This window comes from Bradyrhizobium sp. CIR48 (assembly GCF_014198315.1).
In the GTDB taxonomy this organism is placed as follows: domain Bacteria; phylum Pseudomonadota; class Alphaproteobacteria; order Rhizobiales; family Xanthobacteraceae; genus Bradyrhizobium.
The window spans coordinates 157,147-183,508 of record NZ_JACIHG010000007.1 but is presented as its reverse complement, the minus strand read 5'-3'; the positions used below and the strand labels follow the sequence as shown (position 1 = coordinate 183,508).

The following is a 26,362-nucleotide window of genomic DNA, read 5'->3' as shown; positions in this document are numbered from 1 at the left end:
GTGAAGCCAGGCATTGGCATCATCGGAACGGGCATGGTCGGCCAGATGTGCCACCTCGCCAATTTCGCTGCCAATCCCGCCTGCCGCGTCGTCGCGATCGCCGATCTCCGGCCGGACCTCGCTGCCGCCGCGGCGCAGAAGTTCGGCATCCCCCAGGTTTACGGCACGCACCGGGAGCTACTTGCGGACAGTGCGGTGTCCGCCGTCGTCGTCGTGACGAAGCGTCGTGCCACCGGCCCGATCGTCCTGGACGCGTTGAACAGCGGGCGGCACGTGCTGTCGGAAAAGCCGATGGCCTACACGACGGCCCAGGCCATTTCGCTGGTCGAAGCCGCGCGGCGGCAAAAACTCGTCTACAGCGTCGGCTACATGAAACGTCACGATGCCGGTGTGGCAAGGGCGCTGCAGGTGCTGACGCGCTTGCGCGAAGACCGGTCGCTCGGACGCATCGTCCGGGCAAAAGGCTGGTGCTTCGGCGGCGACACGGGCCGGTCGCACGACAATTTCGTGATGACCGGCGAAGCGCGACCGGACGGGATCGAACTCTGGCAGGATGGTCCCGACTGGATGCCGCGCGCGATGCGTCCCGGCTACGATAATTTTCTGAACGTCTTCAGCCATATCATCAATCTGGCGCGTTACCTGCTCGGATCGTCGCCGACGGTCGCCGAAAGCGCGATCGAGATTTCGGGAGCCGCGCGCATCACGCTCGACTTCGACGGCATCGCCTGCACGCTGGATCTCGTGAACGGCTCCGAGGGCAGCTGGCGCGAGGGGCTGACGATCGATTTCGAGCGCGGCGCGGTGACCCTGGAATTGCCGCCACCTTTCGCCGAGCAAGAGGCGGAGGTCACTATCGATCACGATGGTCAGAGCACTCGGCTGACGGGCGAAAAGAGCTGGGCATTTCGGCGCCAGGCGGACGCCTTCGTTTCCGACGTCGCCGCGCGAGGCGTCCCCTTGGCCTCCGGCGCGGATTCAGTGACCGACATCGCGCTTGCGGAGACGGTTTGGAAACAGCGGGCTAGCGGTTAGGCGCGGCATCCTTGCTTGCGCCCTCGAGCGGCAGGACACCCGCGATGGGCCCGAGCTTGATCGTCACCTGCGCAAGTTGAGCCAGGAACTCCCCAACATCGCAGCGCGCCAGGAACCGGCACGCATAGTACTTCCGCACCAAGGTCTGGTTCGGTGCGGCCACCGGGCCCGGCTGGAACGAAATCGTCGCCTGCGGCCCCGTCGGATCGAAATGATGGAATGCGCTTCCCGGAGCCGTCCGCGCCTCGTCCATTCCCCGCAGGATGTCGGGCCGCTCGGCCCGCAGTGCAAATCCGAAGAACGGCTGATTGCCCCAGGCAAGGCGCAGCATGCCGGTGACCTCGGCGAGGCCGAACGGCACATGCCGTGAGGGGTAGTCGAAAAAGCCGTCATCGAGCGCATAGACCGTGGCCGCGGGCTGGGCGCGGCCGGCAAGGTTGCGCGTCAGGGCCTCCTGCTTCAGCGTTCTCGCCTGCATGAAGACGTAGTCGCTCCACAGCATGCCGATCGACATGATCAGGCCCGATCCAAATATGGCTGCAAAGGCGGTGCTGGGACTGGTCCAACGTTCGGCCAGCCGCTTGAATGCGAGAAACCCCAGCGCCGCAGGCACACCGAACATCAGCAGATGTCGGCTCTCGTAGAAATGCGTGGACGACGGCCGCAGGCCGGCGATCAGATAGGGCGACGACAATGCGAGGAACAAGACCAAAGCGAGCACGAGCGGCAAGGCGATCGCGAGTCTGGACGTGGTCGGCTTCGTGTCGGCGCGCAGCAGCAGCAAGACGATGCCGACGAGCACCGCCGCCAAAATGAACAGCCCCGGGACGGCGATCGCCGCGCGCAATGCGTGGGCCAGGACGTCCCTGTAGCCGGTGATGAAGAATGCCAACCATCCCTTCACCAACTCGCCGAGCGTCGGGAAATGGGCATCATAGTGCTGCGCGTACACGCCGATCCGCTTGAACCAGATATTGAGCGTGCCCCAGTAGATCAGAGGAAGCAGGATCAATTCCGGATAACCCAGGGCGCAGCGCCAGGATGCGAGCCATGTGCGGCGAACCAAGCCGTCCGTCGGCTTCCCGCCTCGCCATATCGCAACGAACAGACCAAGCAGCACGAAGGCATAGAGCACAATCGTCGAGTTGAGCGCGAAGCCCAGCAGGAACACGAGCGCACAGGCCACGCGAAGCAGCACGCGCCGCAGGCCGCGGGCGCTCAAAGCCAGCGTCAACAGCCATGCGCCGATGAACAGCAATCCGAAGCTGAAGACGTAGACCGCGTTCGCCTTGCCCGCCCACAGCTGATAGCCGGGATATGTCCAGACGATCAGCGCGAAACCGACTGCCTCAGCGCGGTCGAGCAGACCGAGACGCGTTGCGGTCAGGGCGAGCGATATTGCGCCGAAGACAATTCCAGCAATCGCCAGCGAGACCATCACGACAACGGGGGCGCCCGTCCAGTTCGCGAACGTGTCGTAGCTGTAAAAGATCGGATGACCGGCGCCGTTCAGCAGGAAATCGATGTTGATGAAATAGTCGGGACGCGGCTTGAGCACCAGCCAGTCGTCCATGAAGAGGCCGTCGTTGAGGAGCATCGGCGCATGCGCAGCCAATAGCACGACGAGGAGGACGACTATCGCACGCAGCAATGGGGACATCTCGGACGGAGGAACGGCATCGCCGGCAGGATTCGCACGCCCACGTGACGTCCGCAAGGCGGGATGATGGGCTCCCTTGACCGGAAAAATGCGACCTTTTATAGACTTTCGCTCTGGCTGGGCCTGAGAGGCGTCCGGGACGATTTTCCGCAATGAACATGCTCCCGGGCCCGGCGCAAGCCGCTGCGATTGGTCTCAGTGTCGCGCTGCCGCTGCTGTTGCTGTGCTACGCGCGCATCGCCGCCACCGGCGGATCCGGCCGCCGCTTCCGGCTAGGCTGCATCACCGTCTTGGCCCTTTACGCGATCGCCTGTCTCGCGCTTCCCGGTCAGCGCCGTTATGACGACGTGCTTGGCGGCCTGTTCCTGCTCGCGACCGCGATGATGTTTTTCTACATCCTGTTCAGCCTGCTGGCCTGGGGCTTTACGCTGACGCTGCTCACGGCACTCGTTAAAGCCGGGCGTCCCCTCACCCTGCAGCAATGGGCCGTAGCCTACATGCAGGGCGGAGATCTCGGCACCTTCACGCACAACCGCCTGAAGCTCTTGGTCGGCGCGGGGATGGTGATCACGGCCGACGGCAGGCTGGCTCCGACGGCCAAGGGGGTGGCGGTCGCGCGTCTCGTCAAACTCGTTCGTCTGTCGACGGGCCTTGGGTGAGCGGCCACGATGTCCTTCGTTGTCGGATTTCTCGCCGCAGTGACCTTCGCCTTGTTGGCGCCTGCCTTGCAGCTCATGGCCCGCGCCCGCGGATGGTCGCTTGGCGCCGTGACCCTGCTCGCGATCGCCGCGATCTTCACCCATGGTCTCGGCGTGATGCTTGGAATCCTCGTCGTCCCGCAATTTCAGTATTGGGACGCCGCGTCGATTTTCGGTTTTTGCGTGATGGGTTACGTCTTCGCTTTTGGCGCAGTGTACAAATCGGTTTCCCTGGACATTCTGCTCAGCCTCGTCGGCCGGCCCGGGCGGAGGGCTCCGCTTTCGGAGATCGTCGAACGGCAGGTTCCAGATCTGTTCCAGGGACGAATTGGGAACTTGGTCGACGGCGGCCTGGTCGAACCGGTGGATTCACATTTTGCAGCGACGGCGGCGGGCCGGACTATGGCAGGCCGCGTCGGACAGCTGCGCCGCGCCTTCGGTATCGACGATACCAGCCTCTATGATTTTTCCGAATAGTTGCCGAGATCACACACATCGCCGGTTTCGTGCCGATTGTGCAGGGCATATCTGCGGGCCCCTTATTGTTCGCCTGGTTCAGATGACCTAGAGTTGCGCCAGGGTTCCACCAGTAAAGAGTGGCCGGCAACGGGCGGCATGAGATGACACCTTCCAGGGCGGCAAAACGGCTTACGATCGTCATCCCTGCACTGAACGAGCAGGACAAGATCGCCGACACCATTGACGGCGTGCTGCCGCTCGCCCGCGAGCTGCTCGACGATTTCGAGATCTTCCTGATCGACGACGGCAGCACCGACGCCACCGGCGCGATCATGGACGAGTTCGCTGCCGGCGAGCGCCGCATCATCGTGCAACATAACGCCGAGCCGCGAGGCGTCGGTGCCGGCTTCGAATACGCCCTGTCGCGCGCGAAGTTCGATGCCATCACCCTCATTCCCGGCGATCACGCCTTTCAGAACGAGGGTGTTGCCCGGATGTTCAAGGCGGCGGGCGCCGCCGACCTCGTCATCACCTATCGCGACAACCAGTCGGACCGCTCCGTCAACCGCTCGCTGCAGTCGCATTCGCTTCGGTTCATCCTGAACTGCCTGTTCGGCTTCTGGCTGTCCGACTATCACAGCATGATCGTCTACCCCGTGAAATGGCTGCGCCAGATCGCGGTCAAGGCCGACGGCTACGGCTATCAGATCTGCGCGTTGATCTCGCTGCTCCAGCTCGGCCTCACCTACGTCCAGGTGCCCGTGAGCCTGAACGCAGAGCTGAAGGGCTCGTCCCGTGCGCTGCGCCTGCGTACCTATTTCGAGCTCGGCGGCACCATCGTCTCGCTGCTGCGCCGCGTTCCCATCCGGGACGTCGATCTCAGCCAGATTCCTGACGACGCGGAGCGGGCCCCGGCGCGCTAGGCGCCGCCTGGCCTGCCAACCCCGGACATCAAGCGGATGGGCTCAGGCCTGGTGAGATGGGCTCGCGCGTGGCGATTCGCCCGCGGGACGCCTTGTCCCTATCCTGCCAGCACCTGACTTAAGTGATTGATTTGACTGGCAGGAGTGGCAGGGCTCGAACCTGCGACCCCCGGTTTTGGAGACCGGTGCTCTACCAATTGAGCTACACTCCTACAGACCTCGGGTCGCCCCAGGATCAGGGTCGCTTTCAAGCACAGGCGACGGCCGGTTTGCAAGGGTGAACCGCGCCCGCTTCGCTTGTTTGTACCGGGGTTTCTGGGCCACAGTCCGTTGCCGATAATCAAAAACAAACTGGGAGTGCCCATGACCGCCACAGCGACCGCTCCAGCCGCCTCACAGGCCACGATCGCAGCCTCCACCCCGCCTTTGCCCGAGGCAAGGCCGGAGACGCTCGGGCTGTCGCGGTTGCGCCTGCAGGCCATGTCGGACGCCTTCAAGCGCGAGATCGACAAGGGAACCGTTCCCGGGGTCGCCGTGCTGGTGGCGAGGGGCGGCCAGGTTGGCTGGTTCGAGGGGCTCGGCCGGCAGAGCCCGGCGGCCGCGGCGCCGATGACGCGGGATTCGATCTTCCGGATATTCTCGATGACCAAGCCGATCGTCTCGGTCGCCATCATGGCGCTGGTCGAGGACGGCCACCTGCTGCTCAGCGACGCCGTCGCAAAGTTCATCCCGGAATTTGCCAGCCAGCAGGTCGGCATCGTCAAGGACGGCAAGCTGGAGCTGGTGCCGCCGGCGCGGCCGATGACCGTGCAGGACCTGCTCCGCCACACCTCGGGCCTCACCTACGAGCACCAGGGCGACGGCCCCGTGCACAAGCTTTACCAGGAGTCCCGCGTCCGCAGCCGCAAGATCACCAACGCCGAGCACGCCACCCTGGTGGCGAGCTTCCCGCTGGTCTGCCAGCCCGGCGCGGAATTCAACTACAGCCGCTCCACCGACATCCTCGGCCGCATCATCGAGGTCGTCAGCGGCAAGTCGCTCGGCACGTTCCTCACCGAACGCGTGCTCGCCCCGCTGCAGATGGCCGAGACCGGCTTCTCGACCTCGGAGGCCAATGCGGGCAGGCTTGCCGAGCCGTTCGCGGCCGATCCCTGGACCGGCGACAAGGTCGCGCTGTTCAACATGCACGAAGCACCGGTGATGGAGTCCGGCGGCGGCGGCCTGGTCTCGACCACGATGGACTACGCGCGCTTCTGCCTGATGCTGCGCAACGGCGGCACGCTCGACGGCACCAGGATCATCGGCCGCAAGACGCTGGAACTGATGGCGTCCGATCATCTCGGGCCGCAGGTTCAGACCAACGGAACCCTGCTCTCGCCCGGCCACGGTTTCGGCCTCGGCTTCGCCGTGCGCCGCGAGGCCGGCATCGCGCCGTTCCCCGGCAGCGTCGGCCAGTATTTCTGGAGCGGCATCGCGGGGACGTTCTTCTGGATCGATCCGAAGGAGGATCTGTTCGCGGTGTTCATGAGCCAGGGGCCGGGACAGCGCGACTACACGCGAACGCTGGTGCGGGATCTGGTTTACGCGGCGGTGGAGTGAGACAGCGTCGCTTGAGTTGAATGATCAAGCGCCAAGCTCGGTGCAACCTCTCCCGCTTGCGGGGGAGGTCGGCACCAAGTGCCGGGTGGGGGCTCTCTCCTCTTGGGGGTCCTCGATTGTGGAGACACCCCCTCCCCCACCCCTCCCCCGCAAGCGGGAGAGGGAGCGCACCGTCACTCGCGGCCACACCGTGGCCTACAACGCTTCTCAGCTAATCGTCGCGCCGCCGTCGATTACCATGGTCTGGCCGGTCATGAAGTCGCCGGCCTTGGACCCCAGGAACACCGCGGCGCCGGCGATCTCGTCGGGGATGCCGATGCGCAGCAGCGGCGAGCGCGCGGTCGAGGCCTTCAGGTTCTCCGGATTGTCCCACAGCGCCTTGGCAAAATCGGTCTTGATCAGGCCGGGCGCGATGCAGTTCACGCGGATGTTGTCCTTGCCGTATTCGCAGGCGAGGTTGCGCGCGAGCTGCATGTCGGCGGCCTTGGAGATGGCGTAGGCGCCGAGGATGGTCGAGCCTTTCAATCCGCCGATCGAGGAGACGATGATGATGGAGCCGTCCTTGCGCTCGATCATCTGCGGCACCACCATCGAGATCAGCCAGTTGTTGGCGACGATGTTGTTGTCCAGGATCTTCCTGAACTGATCGTCGGAGATGCCGGCGAGCGGACCGTAATACGGGTTCGAGGCGGCGTTGCAGACCAGCACGTCGATCTTGCCGAAAGCGCGGTTGCTCTCATCGACGAGGTTTTGCAGATTCTCCTTCGAGGAGATGTTGGCAGCAACTGCGACCGCGGTGCCCCTGCCGAACTTGTCGTTGATGCCCTTGGCCACCTGCTCGCAGACATCGGCTTTGCGCGATGAGATCACGACCTTGGCGCCGTGCTCGGCCATGCGCTCGGCAATCGCAAGCCCAATGCCGCGCGTCGATCCGGTGATGACGGCGACTTTCCCCTTCATGTCGAACAAGGTCATGTTTCTCTCCCAGATTGATCTTTGTCTTCATCTCCAGATTCCGGGCTCGATGCTGCGCATCGCCCCGGAATGACAGCTCAGTCAGGCCAGCTTCTTGACTTCCGGCCCCGCCGGCTGATGCATCGCCGCGTGCTCAGCATCCGCGATCCACGGCTGCTGGTTCACCATCGGTAGCCGCCAGACCTTGCGCTCGGGAGTGGCGAAATAATCCAGCCGCGTCACCGAGCAATTGTCGATGTCGAACGACAATCCCCGCTCCGGCTGGCCGTCGAGCGCGAGCCCCAGCGCCGCCTTGATGGTGCCGCCATGCGCGACCGCGATGATGTCCTGGCCTCCCGCCTCAGCGTTGATCCGCTCGATGGTGCGGCGCGTGCGGTTGTAGAGATCCATGAAGCTCTCGCCGCCGGGCGCGGGCTCGTTGATGTCGGCAAACCAGCTCGTGCCGACGGGTCGGCTGGCGACGAACTGGGCGCGGTTCATGCCCTGCCAGCGGCCGAGATTTTGCTCGGCGAGGTCCGCTTCCCATTTCATCGATTCAGGTCTTGGGAAGCCGGCCGCCCAGATCGCTTCCGCGGTCTGGTGCGTGCGCATCAGATTGCTCGAATACCAGACCGCCGTGCGTGGCAGCACCTTGGCAACAGCGTTGAACACATAGGTATCGCTGGTGTCGCAGGCGATGTCGCTTTGTCCGTAGATGTTGCCGCCGTCATTGCGCACCGGCGCGTGACGGACCCACCACCACCGTGTCATGACCACATTGGGCTTGTCTGCGCCTGCCATCGAAACCCTTCCATCCCGTTTGATGTCGCTGTACGTCAGGTGTGAACGTGTCTCAAGACACTTTTACCGTTTGAAATCTTGTTTGAAATTCCGTCGCGCGGCAAGCGTCGCGTGAGGCACCACAGGAGAGAAACGCATGGGCCGTCTGCAAGGCAAATCCGTCATCATCACCGGCGCCGGCAGCGGCATCGGTCGCGCCGCCGCGCTGCTGTTCACCCGGGAAGGCGCCAAGCTGATCGCGGTCGATCGCACCGAGGCGGTGAAGGAGACCGTCGACGAGGTGAAGAAGGCCGGCGGCGTCGCGGAAGCCATGATCGCGGACGCGGGCTCCGAGACGGACGTCATCGCCGTGATCGACAAGGCGGTGAAGACCCACGGGCGACTCGACGTGATCTGGGCCAATGCCGGCGTCAGCGGCGGGCTCGTCCCGCTCGGCGAGCAAACCGTAGAGCATTGGCAGGAGGTCTTGCGCGTCAATCTGATCGGCCCGTTCCTCGCCGTGAAGCACGCGATGCCGCACATGGTGAAGCAGCAGTCCGGCGCGATCGTGCTGACGGCGTCCGTCGCAGGCCTCAAGGCCGGTGCCAGCGGGCATCCCTATGCCGCAAGCAAGGCCGGCGTGATCAGCCTGGTGCAGACCACGGCGTATTCGCTCACCGGCACCGGCGTGCGCATCAACGCGGTGTGCCCGGGCCTGATCGAAACAGGCATGACAAAACCGATCTTCGACCGCGCCAAGGAGCGCGGCACCCAGGACAAGATCGGCCAGCTCAATCCGCTCAAGCGCCCCGGCCAACCGCACGAGCTCGCAGCTATGGGGTTGTTCTTGGCCAGCGACGAAGCGTCGTATGTGAACGGCCAGGCGTTCCCGGTCGACGGCGGCCTGACGGCGTCGATGCCGTATACGGGCAAGCCGGTTTAACTCTCGCGTGTCCCGGACGCGCTGCAGCGTTCTTACGCTGCTGCGCAGCGTCCAGGGCACGAGAGGCGAGTTTGGCAGCTCTCTCCACATCGTCATTGCGATGCTCCAATGCAGATCCAGCCGCCGTGCCGTAGGGTGGGCAAAGGCGCATAGCGCCGTGCCCACGATCTCCTTCCATGAGCCACAGGGCGTGGGTCCACCCTACGAGATCGAGATCGTGGCACGTAGCTCAAACCGCAGACACACCCTCGCATCCTCGCGGCTCATCTCGCCCGAGCTTTGCTTCATCTCTTCACCCTCATAATTGAAAGAGGGCGCAGGGAAGACCGGGAGCCCGCTGGCACCCGAGGTCCACTGTGCGAAATCTGCGTAACAAGAAGCTGCACAGCGGCATACAGGTGTAGCCAGGACATCCCGGCCTTCCCTGCGCAGTGGTTTTACGGCTTATGTCGTGCTCTCCCCGGGGAGCGTTGCACTATTGCCCCCGTCGCCTTGCGGATGGCTGGCGGATGCGTCCGGTTGGACGACACCCATCACCACAAGACTTGACGCACAGACCCCGGGCGTCAGGACCACACGATTTTGCCGTACGCTAGAATCACACCGGTCGTGTGCGCGACGCCATCGCTCACGGTTCCCCGCCCTGCGATTGCTGTTCGCGCCGATGTCACCTGGGTCCACCGCCGCCCGGCCCGCGTTCGTGACGATCGCGATACGCCCCTCTTCCTTGGGCCGGGTTGCCGCGACACATACGCGATTTCCGAATTTCGGTAAAGTGGAATATTTTCGTCGCCCTGCGTTGACCCATTGCTGGCGTGTGTTGCCCGACGGGCAACCCAAGGGATTGTGGCCCTTGTAGCCCGGATGAAGCGCAGCGTAATCCGGGGAGTCCTGTCACGAAGCACGAAGGCCCCGGATTACGCTTCGCTCCATCCGGCTACGGGTTTGTGTTGATTTGCGCAATCAGCCACCGCGTTGGTATGGTTCCTGCAAGCACTGCAGCCTCCATACTCCCTGACAGAACGAGACAATGCCAAGCTCAAGACCCGACCGTATCCGCAAACTCCTCGCCGACCTCGTCGGCTTCGACACCGTCAGCGACCGCACCAACCTGCCCCTGATTGCCCATATCGAGAGCTACCTCGCCGCGTTCGGCGTCAAGGGCGAGCGCATCACCGACGTAACAGGGCAGAAGGCCTCGCTGTGGGTCACGATCGGCCCCGAGGACCGCCCGGGCCTGGTGCTGTCGGGCCATACCGACGTCGTGCCGGTGGTGGGGCAGGACTGGAGCCACGATCCGTTCAGGTTGGTCGAGCGCGACGGCAAGCTCTACGGCCGCGGCACCACTGACATGAAGGGTTTTGTCGCGGTGTGCCTCGCCATGGTGCCGGAGATGCTGGAGGCCAAGCTCGCAACGCCAATTCATCTGGCGATCTCCTACGACGAGGAGATCGGCTGCGTCGGCGTGCGGCCGATGCTCGGCGAGGTCGCGAAGAAACGGATCATACCGCTCGGCGCCTTCATCGGCGAGCCGACCGAGATGAAGGTCATCATCGGCCACAAGGGCAAGCACGGCGTGCGCGCAACCTTCCACGGCCTCGCCCGCCACTCCTCGATCGCGCCCGACGGCGTCAACGCGATCGAATATGCCGCCGAGCTGATCGTTGAGATCCGCCGCCGCGCCGTGGCGCTCGCAGCCGTGCGAGCCAGCGACAGCCTCTACGACGTTCCGCATTCGACGCTGCTCACCAGCATCGTGCATGGCGGCGCGGCGCTGAACATCGTGCCTGATACCTGCACGGTGGATTTCGAATGCCGCGGAATCGGCATCACCGAGTCCAGGGAGGTGACGGATGCGATCGTCGCCTGGGCCAGGGCCGAGCTCGAGCCCGCGATGAAGAAGCGGCATCCGGAGTGCGGCATCGATTTCGAGGAGATCCTCGACTACCCCGCCCTCGACACTGCCGCCGACGCCGCCATCGTCACGCTCGCCAAGAGCCTTGCAGGGCGCAACGACCACGCCAAGGTCGCCTTCGGCACCGAGGCCAGCCTGTTCGCCAGCATGGCCGACATCCCATCCGTGGTGATCGGCCCGGGCTCGATCGCGCAGGCGCATACGCCGGATGAATTCGTGGAGATGGCGGAGCTGGAGAAGTGTGCGGGGTTCGTGGAGAGACTGATCGCGCATTGTGCGAAGGCGGCGTCGTAGGTGCCGTAGGGTGCGCAAAGCGAAGCGTGCCCACCATTAGGCTGCGTCACGGGGAGATCGTGGGCACAGCGCTGCGCGCTTTTGCCCACCCTACGAGAGCTGTCAGGGGTCTCGTATCCCGCCTCCTCGTCATTGCGAGGAGCCCTTGAGACGAAGCAATCCAGGCTGTCCCCGCGGAAATGGTCTGGATTGCTTCGCTACGCTCGCAATGACGGAGTGTGTGGCGAGAGTGGCGCAAGAAAAAAGCGCGGCCACACCGACCGCGCCTTCGTCGTTCCTACACCGCGCCGGCCTTCTGCGCGTATTCCCATGAGGCCTGCGACAGCGGCACGGTGCGCTTGGCTGACTCCAGCGCCTTGGCGTTGGCGGCGGTGCCGTCGCGGACGCGGCCGGCGATGCCTTGAGTGATGCCGGCGAGACGGAACAGATTGTAGGCGAAGTACCAGTTGAGATCAGGCACCGTCATCTTGGTGACGTTGCAATAGATCTGCGCAGCTTCTTCCACGCTCGGGATGTTGAGCGCCTTGAGGTCCGCGCCCTGCAGGCCCGGCATGATCCACTGCATCAACAGGTAGGTGAAGTCGGCCATGGGATCGCCGAGCGTCGACAGCTCCCAGTCCAGCACGGCCTGCACGCGCGGTTCCGTCGCGTGGAAAATCATGTTGTCGAGACGATAGTCGCCATGGACGATCGAGACGCGGGCCTGCTCCGGCACCGTCTTGGGCAGCCATTCGGCGACCTTCTCGAACTCGGGAATGTGCTGCGTCTCGGACGCGCGATACTGCTTGGTCCAGCGGTCGATCTGGCGCGCGAAATAATTGCCGGGCTTGCCGAACTCGCCGAGCCCGATCGCCGTGGGATCGTACATGTGGAGCTTCGCCAGCGTCTCGATCTTGCTGGTGAAGATCTTGCGCCGCGCATCGCCATCCTGGCTCGGCAGTGTCGGATCCCAGAACACCCGGCCCTCCTCCATCGACATGATGTAGAAGGCCGCGCCGATGACGCTGTCGTCCTGGCACAGCGCATAGGCGTGCGCGACCGGGAAACCCTGCTTGCCGAGCGCCGCGATCACGCGATATTCGCGATCGACCGCGTGCGCCGAGGGCAGCAATTTGCCGAACGGCTTGCGGCGCATCACGTAGGAACGGTTCGGCGTGTTCAGCCGGTAGGTCGGATTGGACTGGCCGCCCTTGAACTGGAGCACGACCAGCGGCCCCTGATAGCCTTCGACGTTGTCGCGCATCCAGGCTTCGAGCCGCATCTCGTCGAAGCGATGACGCTCCTCGACCGGCTTGGTGCCCGAGAACTCTTCGTCTTTCCTGACGCCGTCAGCCACGATGACGCTCCCTCTTCAGTCCTGACCATTTCAGGTCGAGCATGATCCTAATCGGTAACCGCTGACGCACTTGCGTCAAGCGGTCACCGCATCATGCCCTGCCGGTTCTTCAGATCGGGAGCGCCTCCCGGCTCTCCCTCTTAGTGACCGGGAGAGTTTGCATACTTCCGAACCTCAAGTCTGGCAATGGCGCGATTGTGCACCTCGTCCGGACCGTCGGCGAGACGGAGCGTGCGGATGTGGGCGTAGTCCTTGGCGAGGCCCGCCTCATCCGAGACACCGGCGCCGCCGAAAGCCTGGATCGCCTCGTCGATGATCTTCAGCGCCATGTTGGGCGCTGCGACCTTGATCATGGCGATCTCGGCCTGCGCGGTCTTGTTGCCGACCTTGTCCATCATGTCGGCAGCCTTGAGGCAGAGCAGGCGCGTCATCTCGATATTGGTGCGGGCATCGCCGATGCGCTGCTCCCACACAGAGTGCTCGACGATCTTCTTGCCGAAGGCGCTGCGCGAGGACAGGCGCTTCACCATCTTCTCCAGCGCCTCTTCGGCCTTGCCGATGGTGCGCATGCAGTGATGGATGCGGCCCGGGCCGAGCCGGCCCTGCGCGATCTCGAAGCCACGGCCTTCGCCGAGCAGGATGTTCTCTTTCGGCACCCTGACGTTCTCCAGCAACACCTGGGCATGGCCGTGCGGCGCGTCGTCGAAGCCGAACACCGGCAACATCTTCTCGACCTTGATGCCGGGCGTGTCGAGCGGAACCAGGATCTGCGACTGCTGCTGATGCTTGGCCGCCTTGAAATCGGTCTTGCCCATCAGGATCGCGATCTTGCAGCGGGGATCGCCGACGCCGGACGACCACCATTTGCGGCCATTGATGACGTAATGATCGCCATCCTTCTCGATGCGGGTTTCGATGTTGGTCGCGTCCGAGGAGGCCACCGCCGGCTCCGTCATCAGGAAGGCGGAGCGGATCTCGCCGTCCATCAGCGGACGCAGCCATTTGCGCTTCTGCTCCTTGGAGCCGTAGCGGATGAACACCTCCATGTTGCCGGTGTCGGGCGCGGAACAGTTGAATACTTCCGAGGCCCAGGTGATGCGGCCCATCTCTTCCGACAGCAGCGCGTATTCCAGATTGGTCAGTCCCGCGCCGCGGAATTCATCATCCTCATGCTCGGACGGCGGCATGAACATGTTCCAGAGGCCTTCGGCCTTCGCCTTCTTCTTGAGGTCCTCCAGGATCGGGATCACCTTCCAGCGCTCGCCGGCATGATCCTGCTGGTCATAGATCGGCACCGCCGGGCGCACGTGCTTGGCCATGAAGGACCGCACGCGGTCGAGCCATTCCTTCTGCTTGGGGGACAGATCGAAATCCATGGGACGCTCCTCGTCTCTCTTCTGCGAAGCTGTTTGCCTCGCGAGCCTGTTTTGCGCCGGACCGTCCGGCCCGCAAGCGCACAGCTTGCGGGCGCTTCGGAACCGGCTTCGCGAGTTGCGAACGAGTCCCGATTGCGATTGACATCTCCGGCCTTCAAACGATAGTTTCATACAACTGTTTGAATTGCAACTCCCTCGCTCACGACGTCATTCCGGGGCGGCCCGCAGGGCTGAACCCGGAATCTCGAAATGTGGGGCGAGATTCCGGGTTCTCGCTTCGCGAGCCCCGGAATGACGGGATAAAGGTCATGGCCAGCGATCATACGAGATCTGCCATTCTCGCCGCCGCCGAACGGCTCTACGCCGATCGCGGCTTCGGCGACGTGACGCTGCGCGACATCGTCGCGGAGGCGGGCGTCAACCTCGCCGCGGTGAACTATCATTTCGGCTCGAAGGACGAGCTGATCGCGGAATTATTCGTCACCCGCTCGATCGCCACCAACCGCGAGCGCCTGCGCGAACTGAAGGCGGCGGAAGAGCAAGGCGGCGGCCGTGCACCGATCGAGGTGATCTTGCACGCGCTGGTCGGGCCGACGCTGCGCGGCTGCCTCGGGCCTGAGAACCAGCGCTCGACCGCGGCGCGCTTCATGATCCGCGCCTCGATCGAATCCGTGCCGCCGATCCGCCGCATCAAGAACCGCGAGATCGACCATTTGCGCAAGTTCGCAGGCGCGATGCGCCGCGCCCTGCCCGACCGCAGCGACGTCGATATCTACTGGGGCCTCAACTTCGCGCTCGCGATGGCACACCACACCATCCGCGAGAGCGAGCGGCTGACAAAACTGTCGGAAGGCAAATGCGACCTCGACGACGTCGAGGACGTGGTCGCGCGCGTGGTCAGCGTGGCCACGATGGCGCTGACGGCGGGACGGGCGGAGACGAAGGCACCGGCGCGGGTCGCGGCGCGGTAGTCCCTCACATCATCGCGATGCAGTCGATCTCGACGTCGAAGGGGCCGAACCATTCCGGCGTGCAGACGAAGATCCGCGCCGGCGGATCTTCAGGGAAATAGCGTGCATAGATGGCGTTGAACGCGGCGAAATGTTTCGTCGAGGTACAGTAGACATTGCACTTCATGACGTTGTCGAGCGAGGCACCGGCCGCCTGGAGGCACAGCTTCATCTGCTCCATGACGATCTCGCTCTGCCGCTCGATCGGCATTTGCGCGATCTCGCCCGTCGCCGGGTCGAACGGCGGCAGGCCCGCGACGAAGATCATGTTGCCGGCGCGCGTCACCGGCGAGACCGGTGCGTTGCGGCGGTCGAGAAAGGTCGAGATCGGTTCGACGCGGAGCGCTTCGCGTTTCATGCAGCCACCTTCGGTTCAAGCGAGACCGACGCCTGACTACATCATCCTGCAGCCGGCATGCTTCGCTTCTAATCGAAGTGTGGTTGTCGCCGCGGGTTCAGGCCCGCTGCGGCATCTCCTCGGCTTCTTCCTTGGCGAGCAGCAGCAGCATCTCGATGCCCATCTCGCCTTCCTGCGGCGAGCGGATGAACTTGATCTCCTCGGCACTCTGCCGCAGTGCGGCAACGATGGCGACGGCCTGATTGGCGGTGGCCGCCTCGGTCGCCAGAATTGCCTTCTGGTCCTTGGCCTGGAACCCGATCGTGTAGGACATCCATTTCCCTCCCGACGTTAGTGGAGAGATCGAAACAGAGTCTGGCGCGGAACGGAAGCCTGTGAGACTACGGACCGGAACTATCTGGGGATGGCGCGCAAGCCTCAGGCAAGCCCGAGCATCGCGCGCGCGTCCTCTGCGGCCGCCGCTTTGCTGCGAACCACCCTCTCCCACGAGGGAAGAGGGTAAGAGCGCACGCTGCTTCTGCTGAGTTAGATGATCCCCTGCTGCTTCAGCGTCTCGATTTTGCCCGCATCGTAGCCGAGCTTGCCGCCGAGGACCTCCTGCGTGTGCTCACCAAGCAGCGGCGGGGCGCGATATTCGGTGAGGGGGGTGCCCGAAAGAGTCAGCGCGTTTCGGATCAGCGAGAGTTCCGGTTCGAACTTGTGCTCGGTCTTCACCCGCATGCCGCGCGACTGGACGTGCGGATCGGAAAACACCTGCTCGAAATTGTTGATCGGACCCGAGGGCACGCCGGCCTCCTCCAGCTTTTCCAGCCAGTAGGCCACCGGCTGCTTCAGGAACAGGCCGGCGAAGATCGCCATGATCTCCTTGCCGTGCGTGACGCGGTCGTTGTTCTTGACGAAGCGCGGATCGCTCGCAAGCTCGGGTTCGCCGAGCACGGCGCAGGTCTTCCGGAACTGGCCGTCATTGCCGACCACCAGCATCAGCTCGCCATCGGTGCAGCGGAACACGCCGGCCGGCATGCCGCCATTGCCCCAGGTGCCGCGGCGCGGCGGCGTCTTGCCGTTGACGAGGTAGATCTGCAGCCAGTGCGACAACGACGCAATGACGGTGTCGAACAGGCAGACATCGATGTGCTGACCCTGCCCATCATTGGCGTCGCGATGGTAGAGCGCCGAGAGAATCCCGATCGAGGTGTTCATGCCGGTCATGTAGTCGACAATGGAGGGACCGACCTTCATCGGGCCCTCGCCCGGCTCGCCATCCATGTGGCCGGTGACGCTCATCAGGCCGCCCATCGCCTGCAAGATGGCGTCATAGCCGGCGCGCGGCGCGTAGGGTCCGGTCTGGCCGAAGCCGGTCACCGAGCAATAGATGATGCCGGGGTTGATCGCCTTGATGGTCTCATAGTCGAGGCCGTAGCGCTTGAGATCGCCGACCTTGTAGTTCTCCATGAAGACGTCGACGTCCTTGGCAAGCTCGCGGATGATCGCCTGGCCCTCGGGCTTGGCGATGTTGACGGTGACCGACTTCTTGTTGCGGTTGGCGCAGAGATAGAAGGAATTGTTGTTGTTGGCCTTGCCCTCGGGATCGCTGAGATAGGGCGGGCCGAAGGCGCGCGCGTCGTCGCCGGTGCCCGGCCGCTCGATCTTGATCACCTCGGCGCCGAGATCGCCCAGCATCTGGGCCGACAAAGGCCCTGCAAGCACGCGCGTAAGGTCAAGGATCTTGATGCCTGAAAGCGGCAGGGCCGACATGTCGATTTCCTCCGGGGAACTGAATTTTGGCGCGGCGGCTCTGAGCGGCCGCGCTCCCCAGCCGATACACTATTTTGGCGCCTTGAGCCCTGCACTGGCGGCATACGGCTATCCGCAGCTCCGGCAGCACGCCAATTCCTGTCGGCAGCTTTCCGCGCCGCGAATATTGCCTCGTCGGCTCAGGTCACGGCTGCCGCCGCCACGCGCGGCCGCCGGCGGCCGAGCAGGATCAGGATCAATACCGTCGCGCAGGAGCAGACGAAGGTGAGACCGAGCGCGCCGCGGCTGCCGAATTGGGTGAGCAGGCCGACAAGGAGCGGCGGCGAGATCGCGGACGCCAGATTGAGCGGCAGCGCGATCATCGACATCGCCTTGGCGAACTCGGCCTGGTCGTAGAACACCAGCGGGATGGTCGCCCGCGCCACCGCCATCGCGCCGCTGCCGGCGCCATAGAGCAGGATGAAGACCGCGACCGCCCAGGTCGCGCCTTCGCTCAGCATCAGCAGCAGCATGGCGACGGGCAGCGCCGTGCCCGCGACGAGCCCTGTCGTGATCCCGTCCCATCGCCCGCCGCCAAGCAAATCCAGCCCGCGGGCGCTGACCTGGATCACGCCCAGCATCGAGCCAAACGCGAGGGCCTGCGCGGGCGTGAGCCCCTCCGCCCGCAACAGCTCGATCATGATGGCGCTGATGCCGAAATTGACGAAGGCGTTGAGCGTGATCGCGGCGACGACGAGGCCGAAAGTGCTCCTTGGAATCGCGGGCACATCGGCAGACTTGGCCGGCGTGCCGCCATCGTCCTTCGCAAGTCTCCGGCGCGGCGCCACGAATGCATAGAGCGGAAGTGACACGAGGATCAGCATGGCCGCGTAAACCAGGCACGTCCCCCGCCAGCCGAGGTGCCCGCTGAGAAACGACGTCGTCGGCCAGAAGATGCTGCTGGACAGTCCCGTCACCAGCATCAAGGCTCCGATCGCGTTCTTGGCCTGCCGCCCCGCGACCTCGTTCAGCATGATATAGGCGCCGGTCGACAGCGTGGCGCTGCCGGCGATGCCGAGGACGATCCAGGCGGCGAAATAAAGCACCGGCTCGTGAGCGAGAGACAGCAGCACGAAGCCCGGCGCGGTGACGACCGTGCCGACCATCATGACCGTCCGCGCGCCATGCCGCGCAAACGATCTGGCGAGCCACGGCGCGCACAGCCCCATCGAGACATAGAGAACGGATGTCCCGGCGAACACCGCCGGCAGGCTCATGCCGAGATCGGCGGCGAGATCGCGCCCGACGATGGCAGGAAGCCCGATCGTGCCCCATCCGACCAGCTGCGTGATGGCGAGCACCAGCAGGACCCCGATCAGCCTGCTGTCAGATTTCAAGAACCGCATTCCAACCGTTCGCCTGCCCGGCAGGCGCTGATCACGCCTGTGACACCTCTCTTAGCCGGAGACTCAGTGCGCGGGAACGCCGGCCGCCGAATGGCAGAAGGCAGCCGGGAGCATGTCAGGAGGAGGCAGCAGCCTCTACCGCGCGATCCCGAGCAAGGATCGCGCCTCGGCGGCGGTCGCAACGCGGCGACCGTGGCGCGTGACAGCCTCGCAGGCGATGGTCACGAGCTCCGCATTGCTGGCGGCCAGGCGTGTCTTGTCGATCCTGATATTGTCCTCGAGCCCGGTCCGAACCGCGTCGGCGCCCCGCGCCAGCGCCCAGCCCATGACCTCGGCCTGGTGACGTCCGATCCCGGCCGCGGTCCATGTCGCGTGCGGGATCAGCCGCCTGAGCTCTGCCAGCAGGATGTCGAGGACATGCTCGTCCGCCGGCATCGCGTTCTTGACGCCCATGACGAACTGTACGTGCGGACGCGGGTCGATCAGCCCCGCCTCGATCAGGCGGCGGGCACCGTGGATATGAGACAGATCGAAGATCTCGATCTCCGGCCGGATGCCATTCGTCTGCATGCCGGTGGCGAGGGTCTCGACCAGGGCGGCGCTGTTCTCATAAACAATCGTCGGGAAGTTCACCGACCCCGTGGACAGCGAGGCCATGTCCGGCTTCAGATAGAGCGACGATCCACGCGCCGAGGGATCGCGGCCCCGCCCGCCGGTCGAGAACTGGACGATCATGCCGGGACAATGCTTCCTGATCCCCTCCGCTACCTTCGCAAAACGTTCGGGATCGGACGACGGCGTCTCGTCATCATTGCGAACGTGGATGTGGGCAAGCGTGGCGCCGGCCTCGAAGGCCTCCTGCGTCGACTCGATCTGTTCGGACGGCAAAATCGGCACCGCAGGATTGTCCTTCTTGCGCGGAACGGAGCCGGTGATAGCGACAGCAACGACGACGGGGTTCATCCTGCAACCTCATGATGATCGCGCTCACGCGCACCAAGTTCGATCAGGCCCTGACATAGCGCGCGGAGCCCTGCCGCCGCAAACATCAATTGTCGCGGCGGCAAGGCTTCCTTGCGTTCGCGTCAGGTCTGAACTGCGGCCACACCATTCGCGGCTTCCGCACGCTGCCGCTCGTAGTCGGCTCGGGCGATCGGAACGGCCTTGGGATTGCCGAGATCATCGATGCTGATCCGATAGGTCTCCCGGGCCGAGACGGCCGCCAGCGCCGCGATCACCGTGATGCCGAAGGCGATCGCGCCCACCGTCAAGGGAATGTTGGCCGAGCCGGGAGGCGCTACGATGGCGAACAGGGCTGGAAGCAAGGCGGTGATGGTCGTTCCGATGTTCTGCGAGATCGCCATCGCCGACACCCGTGTGCGGGTCGGAAACAGCTCCGGGTAAAAGCTCGGGAAGATCGCGTTATAGCCCTGATAGACGACGCCCCACATCAGGAGCGACAGCAGGATCGCCAGCGGCACGTTCCTGATGCTGATGGCATAGAGATAGCCAAAGGAGAGCAAGCCGGAGAGCAGCGCGCCCACGACGATCGGAGGCTTGCGCCCGACCTTGTCGGAGAGATTGCCGACGAAGGGAATGACGAACACGGCCAGCATGTTTCCGAGGACCGGGATCCACAGATAAACGTCCTTGGCAAAGCCGATGCCGTAGGCCGGCTGCACCGCGTAGGCCGCACCGAAGATGGTCGCGACAACCGGAATGACATTCATCAGCGCCATGCAGATGACCCTGAGCATGTCGGGCCAGTTCAGCTTGATGGCCTGAACGATGGGCGCCCGCGGCGTTTCTCCCCGCTCGCCCTCTCGCGCAAAGGCGGGGGTCTCGTCGACTTCGCGGCGAATGATGTAGCCCGCGACGATGACGAAGAAGCTGAGCAGGAAGGGAATCCGCCAGCCCCAGCTGTTGAAGGCGTCGGTCGGCATATAGGCCGCCAGCGGCAGGAAGACCGCAGCTGCGAGAATCTGTCCAGCCTGCACGCCCTGAAGGGCGAAGCTTGCATAGAAGCCGCGTCGACCGAACGGCGCATGCTCCAGAATCATCGAGCTTGCGCCGGAGATTTCACCGGCAACGGCAAATCCCTGCACGAGGCGCAGCATGACGAGCAGGATCGGCGCCAGGATGCCGACCTGCTGATAGGTCGGCAGGAGTCCCACGGCCATGGTCGAGATGCCCATCAGGAACATGCAGAGGATGAGAACCGTCTTGCGGCCATGGGTATCGCCCCAATGTCCGAGCACGAAGGCGCCGACCGGCCGGGCCACATATCCAACGCCATAGGTCGCCAGCGATGCGACGATCGCGACCGTGGGATTGTCCGACGGGAAGAAGATTTGCGGGAAGATCAGCGACGCAGCGGTCGCGTAGATGAAGAAGTCATAATATTCGAGAGCCGACCCGATCCAGCCGCTGGCAGCAGCCTTTCTGGACTGACTCATGTCGTGGATCGCGCGCGTGGTACCCATCACAAAAGCTCCTCCCGATCTGTTCGTTTGATGCGTCCCGTTGGCGGGCTTCGCTGGACAATTGGACAGCAATCCCCGGGCGCTCTGCGGAGCTCCGCGAGTGCTTGGCACTGCCGGTCGGTGTCTTGAGTGAAGAGACAGTAGGCTTTCGCCGGGCTAACACAATTACCCAGTTATGCGATAAACCTAACATGATGTTATCTGGGCTAAAGGGCCGAGCCGACCCATCCTGCACGCTGACCGACGGCTCGGCATGCCGCCGCGGAGTTCATTCCGGCGGATTGAACGTCCGCACGAAATACACGGGCTCGCTGCCCTTCTTCAGGCGGTAGAGTTGCGCCGGGCGGTTCGGGCCGCGCCGCATCTTCGCGACCGGCTCAATCATATCGGCCGCCAGGATCCGGGTGCGGAAGGCGCTTTTCTCGAGCGGGCGGTCGAGCACGATCTCGTAGACGCGCTGCAAATCCGGCAGCGTGAATTCCGGCGGCATCAGATAGGCCGGCAGCGAGGTGTATTCCACCTTGTTGCGCAGGCGCTGGATCGCGGTTGCGAGGATGTCGCCGTGATCGAAGGCGAGCTTGTCCTTGAGCCTGCCCTCTCGAATTGGAAACCAGTGCGCATCGTTCGCCAGCACGCTTGCGTCCGCCGGGATCAGCGCGAAATAGGCGTGCGTCGCCGACCAGCCGCGCGGATCGCGCGTCGCGCTTCCCCAGCTTCCGAGTTGCTCCAGATAAGGGCTGGTGACCCCGGTCTTCTCCTTCAGCTTGCGGGCCGCGCAAGCCGCGAGGTCGCGGTCCTTCGTGACGTCCACGAAGCCGCCCGGCAGCGCCAAGCTGAGCGGAAACGGCTCGCCCTCGCCGGCCGGGCGCTGCATCAGCAGCACCTGAAGGCTGTCGTCGAGGATCGTAAAGATCACGACATCGACCGTGGTCAGGGGGCGCGGAAAGTCCAATTCTCCAGACTTTCCAAGGCCCTTGCCAAGGTCCTTGCTCCGCCCCTCACCTGCCATCGCCAATCTCTCCTGTTCGGTCTTGACAGTAGCATAGTTAGTTGTACAGTCCAACTTACTTAGTTGCTCAGACACACTTATTGCAGCCGTTGGAGAAACACATGTTCGGCGTCAGGTTCATCAAGGCCCAGCCCACCACCTATCTGATGAAGTATCGCGCCGGCGCGATCGTCGCCGAGGGTGCTGGTCTTTCCGCGCTGTATTACGCGCCGGTGACCATGCTGGTCGCGGTGCCCATCGGCAGCCGCGACGCCTCGTTCATCTTCGAGCAGACCGCGCGCGACTTTCAGACGCTGACCGTGCAGGGCCAGGTGACTTATCGCGTCAGCGACCCGAAGAAGGCGGCCTCGATGCTCGACTTCACCCTGAAGGCTGACGGCAAGACCTATGCGAGCGACGATCCGGAAAAGCTGCCGGAACGCATCCTCGGCACGGTCGAGGTCCTCGCCCAGCAAGCGGTGAAGGAACTGACGCTGAGGGACGCGTTGCAGGCGTCCGACCGCATCGCCGACATCATCGCGGGCGGCTTGAGGGCGCGCGCCGACATCGCAGCTCTCGGCCTCGAAATCCTCGGCGTGTCGATCCGCGGCATCAAGCCGACGCCGGACACCGCGAAGGCGCTGGAGGCGCAAGCGCGCGAAGCGATCCTGAAGAACGCGGACGAAGCGATCTTCGCCCGGCGCAACTTCGCCGTCGAGCAGGAACGCGCCATTCGCGAGAGCGAACTCGACACCGAGATCGCGGTCGAGCAGAAGAAGCGGTCAATTCGCGAGACCCAGATGGACGCCGAGGCGAGCGTTGCGGCAAAGCGCAATGAGCTGCGCGAGGCCGGCATGGCCGCGGACATCGTGCTGGAAGGCAAGCGCAAGGATTTCGTCGGCCTCAATGCCGAGAACACCAGGACGCTGGCCGACGCCGAGGCCTATCGCGTCGGCGCGCTGATGAAGATCTTCGAAGGCGTCGACACCCGCGTGATCCAGGCGCTTGCCGCTGCCGGCATGCAGCCGGGTCAGCTGATCGCACAAGCCTTCTCCGGCATTGCCGAGAAGGCCGAGAAGATCGGCCAGCTCAACGTCTCGCCGGACCTGCTCAGCCAATTGATGGAGAAGCCGAAGGAGGCCGCCAATGCCCGCCGCCAATGACCGAAAGGTGGTGCTGGTGACGCGCAAGACCAGGTTGGAGGACCTGATCGCGCGCCACCTGACGGCGGCGCAGGCGCGCTTCTATGTCGAACATCTCGGCGCCGACTTCTCCGACTATGAGCGCGAGCACGAGGTCTATCGTGCCCAGCGTCACACGACGCTGCAAGTGCTGGAGCAATGGGGGCGCTATCAGGTCATCGACCGCGGCTTCCTGCCGAACTTCCTCTTCGGGCCTGATGACATCGTCGTCGCGCTCGGCCAGGACGGCGTCGTCGCCAACACGATGAAATATCTCGATGACCATCCGCTGATCGGGCTCAATCCGGATCCCGCGCGCCACGACGGCATCCTCCTGCCCTTCGCGCCGCGCGACCTCGCCAAGCTCCTGCCGGAGGTCGCCACTGAGAAGCGCGACAGCCAGGCCGTGACGATGGCGGAAGCACGGCTCAACGACGGCCAGGTGCTCTACGCCGTCAATGATTTGTTCATCGGCGCACGGACGCATGTCTCCGCGATCTACGAGATTGCCGCCGGCGGGGCGACGGAACGGCAATCTTCAAGCGGACTGATCGTCTCGACCGGCCTCGGATCGACCGCCTGGTTCAAAAGCATCGTCACGGGCTCGCTGGCCATTGCCGGCAGTCTTGTTGGGCAGCCTCCCCCGCTGACCGGTTACGAGGCCCTGCCCTGGGACGCGCCGGAGCTGCGCTTCGCGGTGCGCGAACCCTTCCCCAGCCGCCATTCGCAGACCCATCTCGTCTGCGGCCGGCTCGCCTCGGCGGACCAGTTGCGCATCCGCTCGCTGATGGCGGAAAACGGCGTCATCTTCAGCGACGGCATTGAAGCCGACCGTCTCGACTTCAACGCGGGTGCCGAGGTTGCGATCGGGATCGCCGCGCGGCGCGGACGATTGATCGTCTGATCATGTTAGGCCGCCGCGCCGCCTCACGCGGTGTGGCCGGGATCGACGTGCTTCGGCGTCTTCTTGTCGCGCTGCGGGGTCATCTTGGCCGGATCAGGCGCACCGGGCACGCCGCGGGGACCCAGCTGCTCCCGCTGGATGTCGTCCTCGGAACGGGATGGCTCGACGCCGTTCGGCTCACGCGGCTTGGTCATCGCGTCTTCCTTCTCAAGCGTTGTCCTGGACGCCGAGCGCGTTGCCTCCGGCTTCGCGGCCAGGCACGCTGACCTGGACTTCATGTCCCTCACGCAGCGCGAGGGATGCGGCGGCGACCGCCGATTCGAATGCAGCTTCCTTGGTGGCGTATGTGTTCTTGACATCGCCGTCGTGCAGCACGCCCCATTCGTCCCTCACCGGCACGATGGCATATTGAGCAAGGCCCATTGTCCAACTCCTGGCTTTGAGTTTCAGAATTTGGCTTTCACCGTCTGTCCGATAACGCGCCGGCGGGCCTATCGTTGCGTCAACTGCGGATGCGCAGCTGTGACGCGCCACAACGTGTTGCCGCTGTCGTCTGCGATCAGCAACGCGCCTGATTTGTCGATGGCGACGCCGACGGGACGGCCACGCGCCTGGTTGTCGCTGTTCAAAAAGCCCGTCACGACGTCCTGCGCCGGTCCGCTCGGCTTGCCGTCCGTGAACGGCACGAACACGACCTTGTAGCCGTTGAGCACCTGCCTGTTCCAGCTGCCATGCTCGCCGACGAAGGCGCCGCCACGATAGGCGGCCGGCAGGCCGGAGCCGGTGTTGAAGACGAGCCCGAGCGGGGCGACATGCGAGCTCAGGGCATAATCCGGCACGATCGCCTTGGCGACGAGATCCGGTCGCTGCGGCTTGACGCGGGGATCGACGTGCTGGCCGTAATAGCTATAGGGCCAGCCGTAAAAGCCGCCGTCCTTCACCGAGGTCATGTAGTCAGGGACGAGATCGGGACCGAGTTCGTCGCGCTCGTTCACCACCGTCCACAACGCGCCGGTCTGCGGCTCGAAGCTGAGCCCGTTGGGATTGCGCAGGCCGCTTGCGAACACGCGCCACCGGCCGCTGGCACGATCGATCTCGAGGATCGCCGCGCGGTTGTGCTCGGCCTCCATGCCGTTCTCGGTGATGTTGCTGTTGGAGCCGACGCCGGCATAGAGTTTCGAGCCGTCGGCGCTCGCGACCAGGCTCTTGGTCCAGTGATGGTTGATCGGCCCACCCGGCAGCGGCGTCAGCACCGTGCCCGGCGCGGTGATCTTGGTGTCGCCTTCCGTGTAGGGATATTTGACGATCGCATCGGCGTTGGCGACATAGAGGTCGTTGCCGACCAGCGCGATGCCGAAGGGCGAATTGAGATGGTCGAGGAAGACGCTTTGGGTATCCGGCACGCCGTCGCCATTGCTGTCGCGCAGCAGCGTGATGCGGTTGCCCGGCCCGGTGTCGTTGCCGCCCGAGGTTGCCCAGAACTCGATATAGCCCATGACGATCTCCTTGGGCCGCTTGATCCCGGCGCCCTTCGGCGCCTTGGATTCAGCCACCAGCACATCACCATTGGGCAGCACATAGATGAACCGCGGATGCTGCAGGCCGGTCGCGAAGGCCTTGACCTGCAGGCCCTCAGCCACAGCCGGCGTCTCGTCCTTCTTCCAGCCGACGATGCGCGCGATGTGGACCGGCGGCAGCAGATATTGCTGGATGTCGGGAAGCTTAGGATTGGCCCCGATCTGCGCCTTCGGATCGCCGCTGCCGTCGTCGCAAGCAGACAAGAGCAGCAGCGAGGAACAGAACAGCGCGCGGGCAAGCTTCGATATCATCGTGCAACTCCTACGCCGTGGCGATAGACCATGGCCCAGCCGAGCCAGCCGGTGACGGGCAGGATCAGCACCGTGATCACGGACAGGACGAGCCCGGTCGGCCACACCGAGGTCCAGGCATCGCGCGTATGGATCAGCGCGTTGACGATGGCCAGGATCAGCGCCACGGCATTTCCGATCAGATGCGGCCATGCCGGCATCTGCGCCCGCACCAGGCGGTTGCCGAGGAAATCGGTCAGACCCGCGATCGCCGCCAGCACGCCGAAGACGACGCCAGCGAGCAGAAGCCAGGCGGAAAAATTCGCCCACATGATCTCGGCGCTGGCGACATAGGCGATGTCGGTCAAGAGCGCCCCGACGAAGCACGCGATCGGGATCGGCACCAGCATCGGATGAATCGGATGACCCGCGATCTGCGCGGTGGTTCGCACGCGCATGTCGTCTTGCACGGTCGGCCTCGTGTGATTTTCGGTCCTGCCCGACCGGCCAACTCGTGC

General features: G+C 64.4%; 26 protein-coding genes and 1 tRNA gene. 10 read left to right on the top strand and 17 right to left on the bottom strand.

Annotation, left to right across the window (positions count from 1 at the left end; genetic code table 11):
- The gene (locus GGD66_RS22330; protein ID WP_092260257.1) at positions 1-1,035 is read left to right on the top strand and encodes a Gfo/Idh/MocA family protein; all 1,035 of its coding nucleotides are present in this window, start codon (positions 1-3) and stop codon (positions 1,033-1,035) included.
- On the opposite strand, the gene GGD66_RS22325 is transcribed toward GGD66_RS22330, so the two are convergent.
- On the bottom strand, positions 1,025-2,695 hold the full coding sequence (locus GGD66_RS22325) for a hypothetical protein (RefSeq protein ID WP_183259032.1): 1,671 nt from the start codon (positions 2,693-2,695) through the stop codon (positions 1,025-1,027). The genes GGD66_RS22330 and GGD66_RS22325 overlap by 11 nt on opposite strands.
- Positions 2,696-2,847: 152 nt before the next feature.
- Here GGD66_RS22325 and GGD66_RS22320 point away from each other — a divergent pair, with 152 nt between their 5' ends.
- The 3 genes from GGD66_RS22320 (at position 2,848) to GGD66_RS22310 (ending at position 4,775) form a co-directional block, all read left to right on the top strand.
- Positions 2,848-3,354, top strand: a complete 507-nt coding sequence (locus GGD66_RS22320; RefSeq protein ID WP_018322229.1) for a hypothetical protein — start codon at positions 2,848-2,850, stop codon at positions 3,352-3,354.
- A 9-nt stretch (positions 3,355-3,363) separates the two neighbouring features.
- Positions 3,364-3,870, top strand: coding sequence for a hypothetical protein (locus GGD66_RS22315; protein WP_183259031.1), 507 nt, complete (start codon positions 3,364-3,366; stop codon positions 3,868-3,870).
- A gap of 143 nt (positions 3,871-4,013) precedes the next feature.
- Positions 4,014-4,775 (top strand): glycosyltransferase family 2 protein, encoded by a 762-nt coding sequence (locus GGD66_RS22310; RefSeq protein ID WP_092260403.1) that lies wholly within the window; start codon positions 4,014-4,016, stop codon positions 4,773-4,775.
- A 136-nt stretch (positions 4,776-4,911) separates the two neighbouring features.
- Here the strand turns inward: GGD66_RS22310 and GGD66_RS22305 are convergent.
- Positions 4,912-4,987: transfer RNA gene (locus GGD66_RS22305), tRNA-Trp, on the bottom strand.
- A 151-nt stretch (positions 4,988-5,138) separates the two neighbouring features.
- Here GGD66_RS22305 and GGD66_RS22300 point away from each other — a divergent pair.
- Positions 5,139-6,374 (top strand): serine hydrolase, encoded by a 1,236-nt coding sequence (locus tag GGD66_RS22300; RefSeq protein ID WP_183259030.1) that lies wholly within the window; start codon positions 5,139-5,141, stop codon positions 6,372-6,374.
- 207 nt (positions 6,375-6,581) lie between these two features.
- Here GGD66_RS22300 and GGD66_RS22295 read toward each other — a convergent pair whose 3' ends face one another.
- Together GGD66_RS22295 and GGD66_RS22290 are read right to left on the bottom strand one after the other, a co-directional pair.
- Positions 6,582-7,349 (bottom strand): SDR family NAD(P)-dependent oxidoreductase, encoded by a 768-nt coding sequence (locus GGD66_RS22295; protein ID WP_183259029.1) that lies wholly within the window; start codon positions 7,347-7,349, stop codon positions 6,582-6,584.
- A gap of 81 nt (positions 7,350-7,430) precedes the next feature.
- On the bottom strand, positions 7,431-8,129 hold the full coding sequence (locus tag GGD66_RS22290) for a histidine phosphatase family protein (protein ID WP_183229912.1): 699 nt from the start codon (positions 8,127-8,129) through the stop codon (positions 7,431-7,433).
- Positions 8,130-8,265: 136 nt separating this feature from the next.
- Here GGD66_RS22290 and GGD66_RS22285 point away from each other — a divergent pair, with 136 nt between their 5' ends.
- Together GGD66_RS22285 and argE are read left to right on the top strand one after the other, a co-directional pair.
- A complete protein-coding gene (locus GGD66_RS22285) occupies positions 8,266-9,051 on the top strand; it encodes an SDR family NAD(P)-dependent oxidoreductase (RefSeq protein ID WP_018322223.1) in 786 nt (261 codons plus the stop codon).
- Positions 9,052-10,081: 1,030 nt separating this feature from the next.
- Complete coding sequence (gene argE, locus GGD66_RS22280; RefSeq protein ID WP_183259028.1) at positions 10,082-11,260, top strand: acetylornithine deacetylase; 1,179 nt, start codon at positions 10,082-10,084, stop codon at positions 11,258-11,260.
- A 277-nt stretch (positions 11,261-11,537) separates the two neighbouring features.
- On the opposite strand, the gene GGD66_RS22275 is transcribed toward argE, so the two are convergent.
- Positions 11,538-12,596: a phosphotransferase family protein gene (locus GGD66_RS22275; RefSeq protein WP_018322221.1), complete on the bottom strand. Its 1,059-nt coding sequence runs from the start codon at positions 12,594-12,596 to the stop codon at positions 11,538-11,540.
- Positions 12,597-12,736: 140 nt separating this feature from the next.
- Positions 12,737-13,972 carry an acyl-CoA dehydrogenase family protein gene (locus tag GGD66_RS22270; RefSeq protein ID WP_018322220.1) on the bottom strand — a complete coding sequence of 412 codons (1,236 nt, stop codon included), beginning with the start codon at positions 13,970-13,972 and terminating at the stop codon, positions 12,737-12,739.
- A 308-nt stretch (positions 13,973-14,280) separates the two neighbouring features.
- Here GGD66_RS22270 and GGD66_RS22265 point away from each other — a divergent pair, with 308 nt between their 5' ends.
- Positions 14,281-14,943 (top strand): TetR/AcrR family transcriptional regulator, encoded by a 663-nt coding sequence (locus GGD66_RS22265; protein ID WP_092260275.1) that lies wholly within the window; start codon positions 14,281-14,283, stop codon positions 14,941-14,943.
- 4 nt (positions 14,944-14,947) lie between these two features.
- On the opposite strand, the gene GGD66_RS22260 is transcribed toward GGD66_RS22265, so the two are convergent.
- The 7 genes from GGD66_RS22260 to GGD66_RS22230 all read right to left on the bottom strand — a co-directional run bounded on the left by GGD66_RS22260 (position 14,948) and on the right by GGD66_RS22230 (position 21,972).
- Positions 14,948-15,340, bottom strand: a complete 393-nt coding sequence (locus GGD66_RS22260; protein WP_183259027.1) for a RidA family protein — start codon at positions 15,338-15,340, stop codon at positions 14,948-14,950.
- Positions 15,341-15,437: 97 nt separating this feature from the next.
- Complete coding sequence (locus GGD66_RS22255; RefSeq protein WP_018322217.1) at positions 15,438-15,653, bottom strand: hypothetical protein; 216 nt, start codon at positions 15,651-15,653, stop codon at positions 15,438-15,440.
- A 212-nt stretch (positions 15,654-15,865) separates the two neighbouring features.
- Positions 15,866-17,095, bottom strand: a complete 1,230-nt coding sequence (locus GGD66_RS22250; RefSeq protein WP_183259026.1) for a CaiB/BaiF CoA-transferase family protein — start codon at positions 17,093-17,095, stop codon at positions 15,866-15,868.
- A gap of 179 nt (positions 17,096-17,274) precedes the next feature.
- Positions 17,275-18,480, bottom strand: a complete 1,206-nt coding sequence (locus tag GGD66_RS22245) for an MFS transporter (RefSeq protein ID WP_183259025.1) — start codon at positions 18,478-18,480, stop codon at positions 17,275-17,277.
- Between the two features lie 135 nt (positions 18,481-18,615).
- On the bottom strand, positions 18,616-19,443 hold the full coding sequence (locus GGD66_RS22240) for a 3-keto-5-aminohexanoate cleavage protein (RefSeq protein WP_092260283.1): 828 nt from the start codon (positions 19,441-19,443) through the stop codon (positions 18,616-18,618).
- A 122-nt stretch (positions 19,444-19,565) separates the two neighbouring features.
- Positions 19,566-20,963, bottom strand: a complete 1,398-nt coding sequence (locus GGD66_RS22235) for an MFS transporter (protein WP_183259024.1) — start codon at positions 20,961-20,963, stop codon at positions 19,566-19,568.
- 268 nt (positions 20,964-21,231) lie between these two features.
- Entirely contained in the window at positions 21,232-21,972 is a 741-nt protein-coding gene (locus GGD66_RS22230; RefSeq protein WP_183259023.1) for an NrtR DNA-binding winged helix domain-containing protein, read from the bottom strand.
- Between the two features lie 101 nt (positions 21,973-22,073).
- Here GGD66_RS22230 and GGD66_RS22225 point away from each other — a divergent pair, with 101 nt between their 5' ends.
- Together GGD66_RS22225 and GGD66_RS22220 are read left to right on the top strand one after the other, a co-directional pair.
- Entirely contained in the window at positions 22,074-23,114 is a 1,041-nt protein-coding gene (locus GGD66_RS22225) for an SPFH domain-containing protein (protein ID WP_183259022.1), read from the top strand.
- A complete protein-coding gene (locus tag GGD66_RS22220) occupies positions 23,098-24,036 on the top strand; it encodes a sugar kinase (RefSeq protein ID WP_092260291.1) in 939 nt (312 codons plus the stop codon). The genes GGD66_RS22225 and GGD66_RS22220 overlap by 17 nt, the downstream gene beginning before the upstream one ends.
- Positions 24,037-24,059: 23 nt before the next feature.
- On the opposite strand, the gene GGD66_RS22215 is transcribed toward GGD66_RS22220, so the two are convergent.
- The 4 genes from GGD66_RS22215 to GGD66_RS22200 form a co-directional block, all read right to left on the bottom strand.
- On the bottom strand, positions 24,060-24,230 hold the full coding sequence (locus GGD66_RS22215) for a hypothetical protein (RefSeq protein WP_018322208.1): 171 nt from the start codon (positions 24,228-24,230) through the stop codon (positions 24,060-24,062).
- Between the two features lie 13 nt (positions 24,231-24,243).
- Positions 24,244-24,459 (bottom strand): hypothetical protein, encoded by a 216-nt coding sequence (locus GGD66_RS22210; RefSeq protein WP_018322207.1) that lies wholly within the window; start codon positions 24,457-24,459, stop codon positions 24,244-24,246.
- 68 nt (positions 24,460-24,527) lie between these two features.
- Positions 24,528-25,865: a sorbosone dehydrogenase family protein gene (locus tag GGD66_RS22205; protein ID WP_183259021.1), complete on the bottom strand. Its 1,338-nt coding sequence runs from the start codon at positions 25,863-25,865 to the stop codon at positions 24,528-24,530.
- Positions 25,862-26,302: a DUF2231 domain-containing protein gene (locus tag GGD66_RS22200; protein WP_183259150.1), complete on the bottom strand. Its 441-nt coding sequence runs from the start codon at positions 26,300-26,302 to the stop codon at positions 25,862-25,864. Before GGD66_RS22200 ends, GGD66_RS22205 begins: the two co-directional genes overlap by 4 nt.
- Positions 26,303-26,362 lie beyond the last annotated feature (60 nt).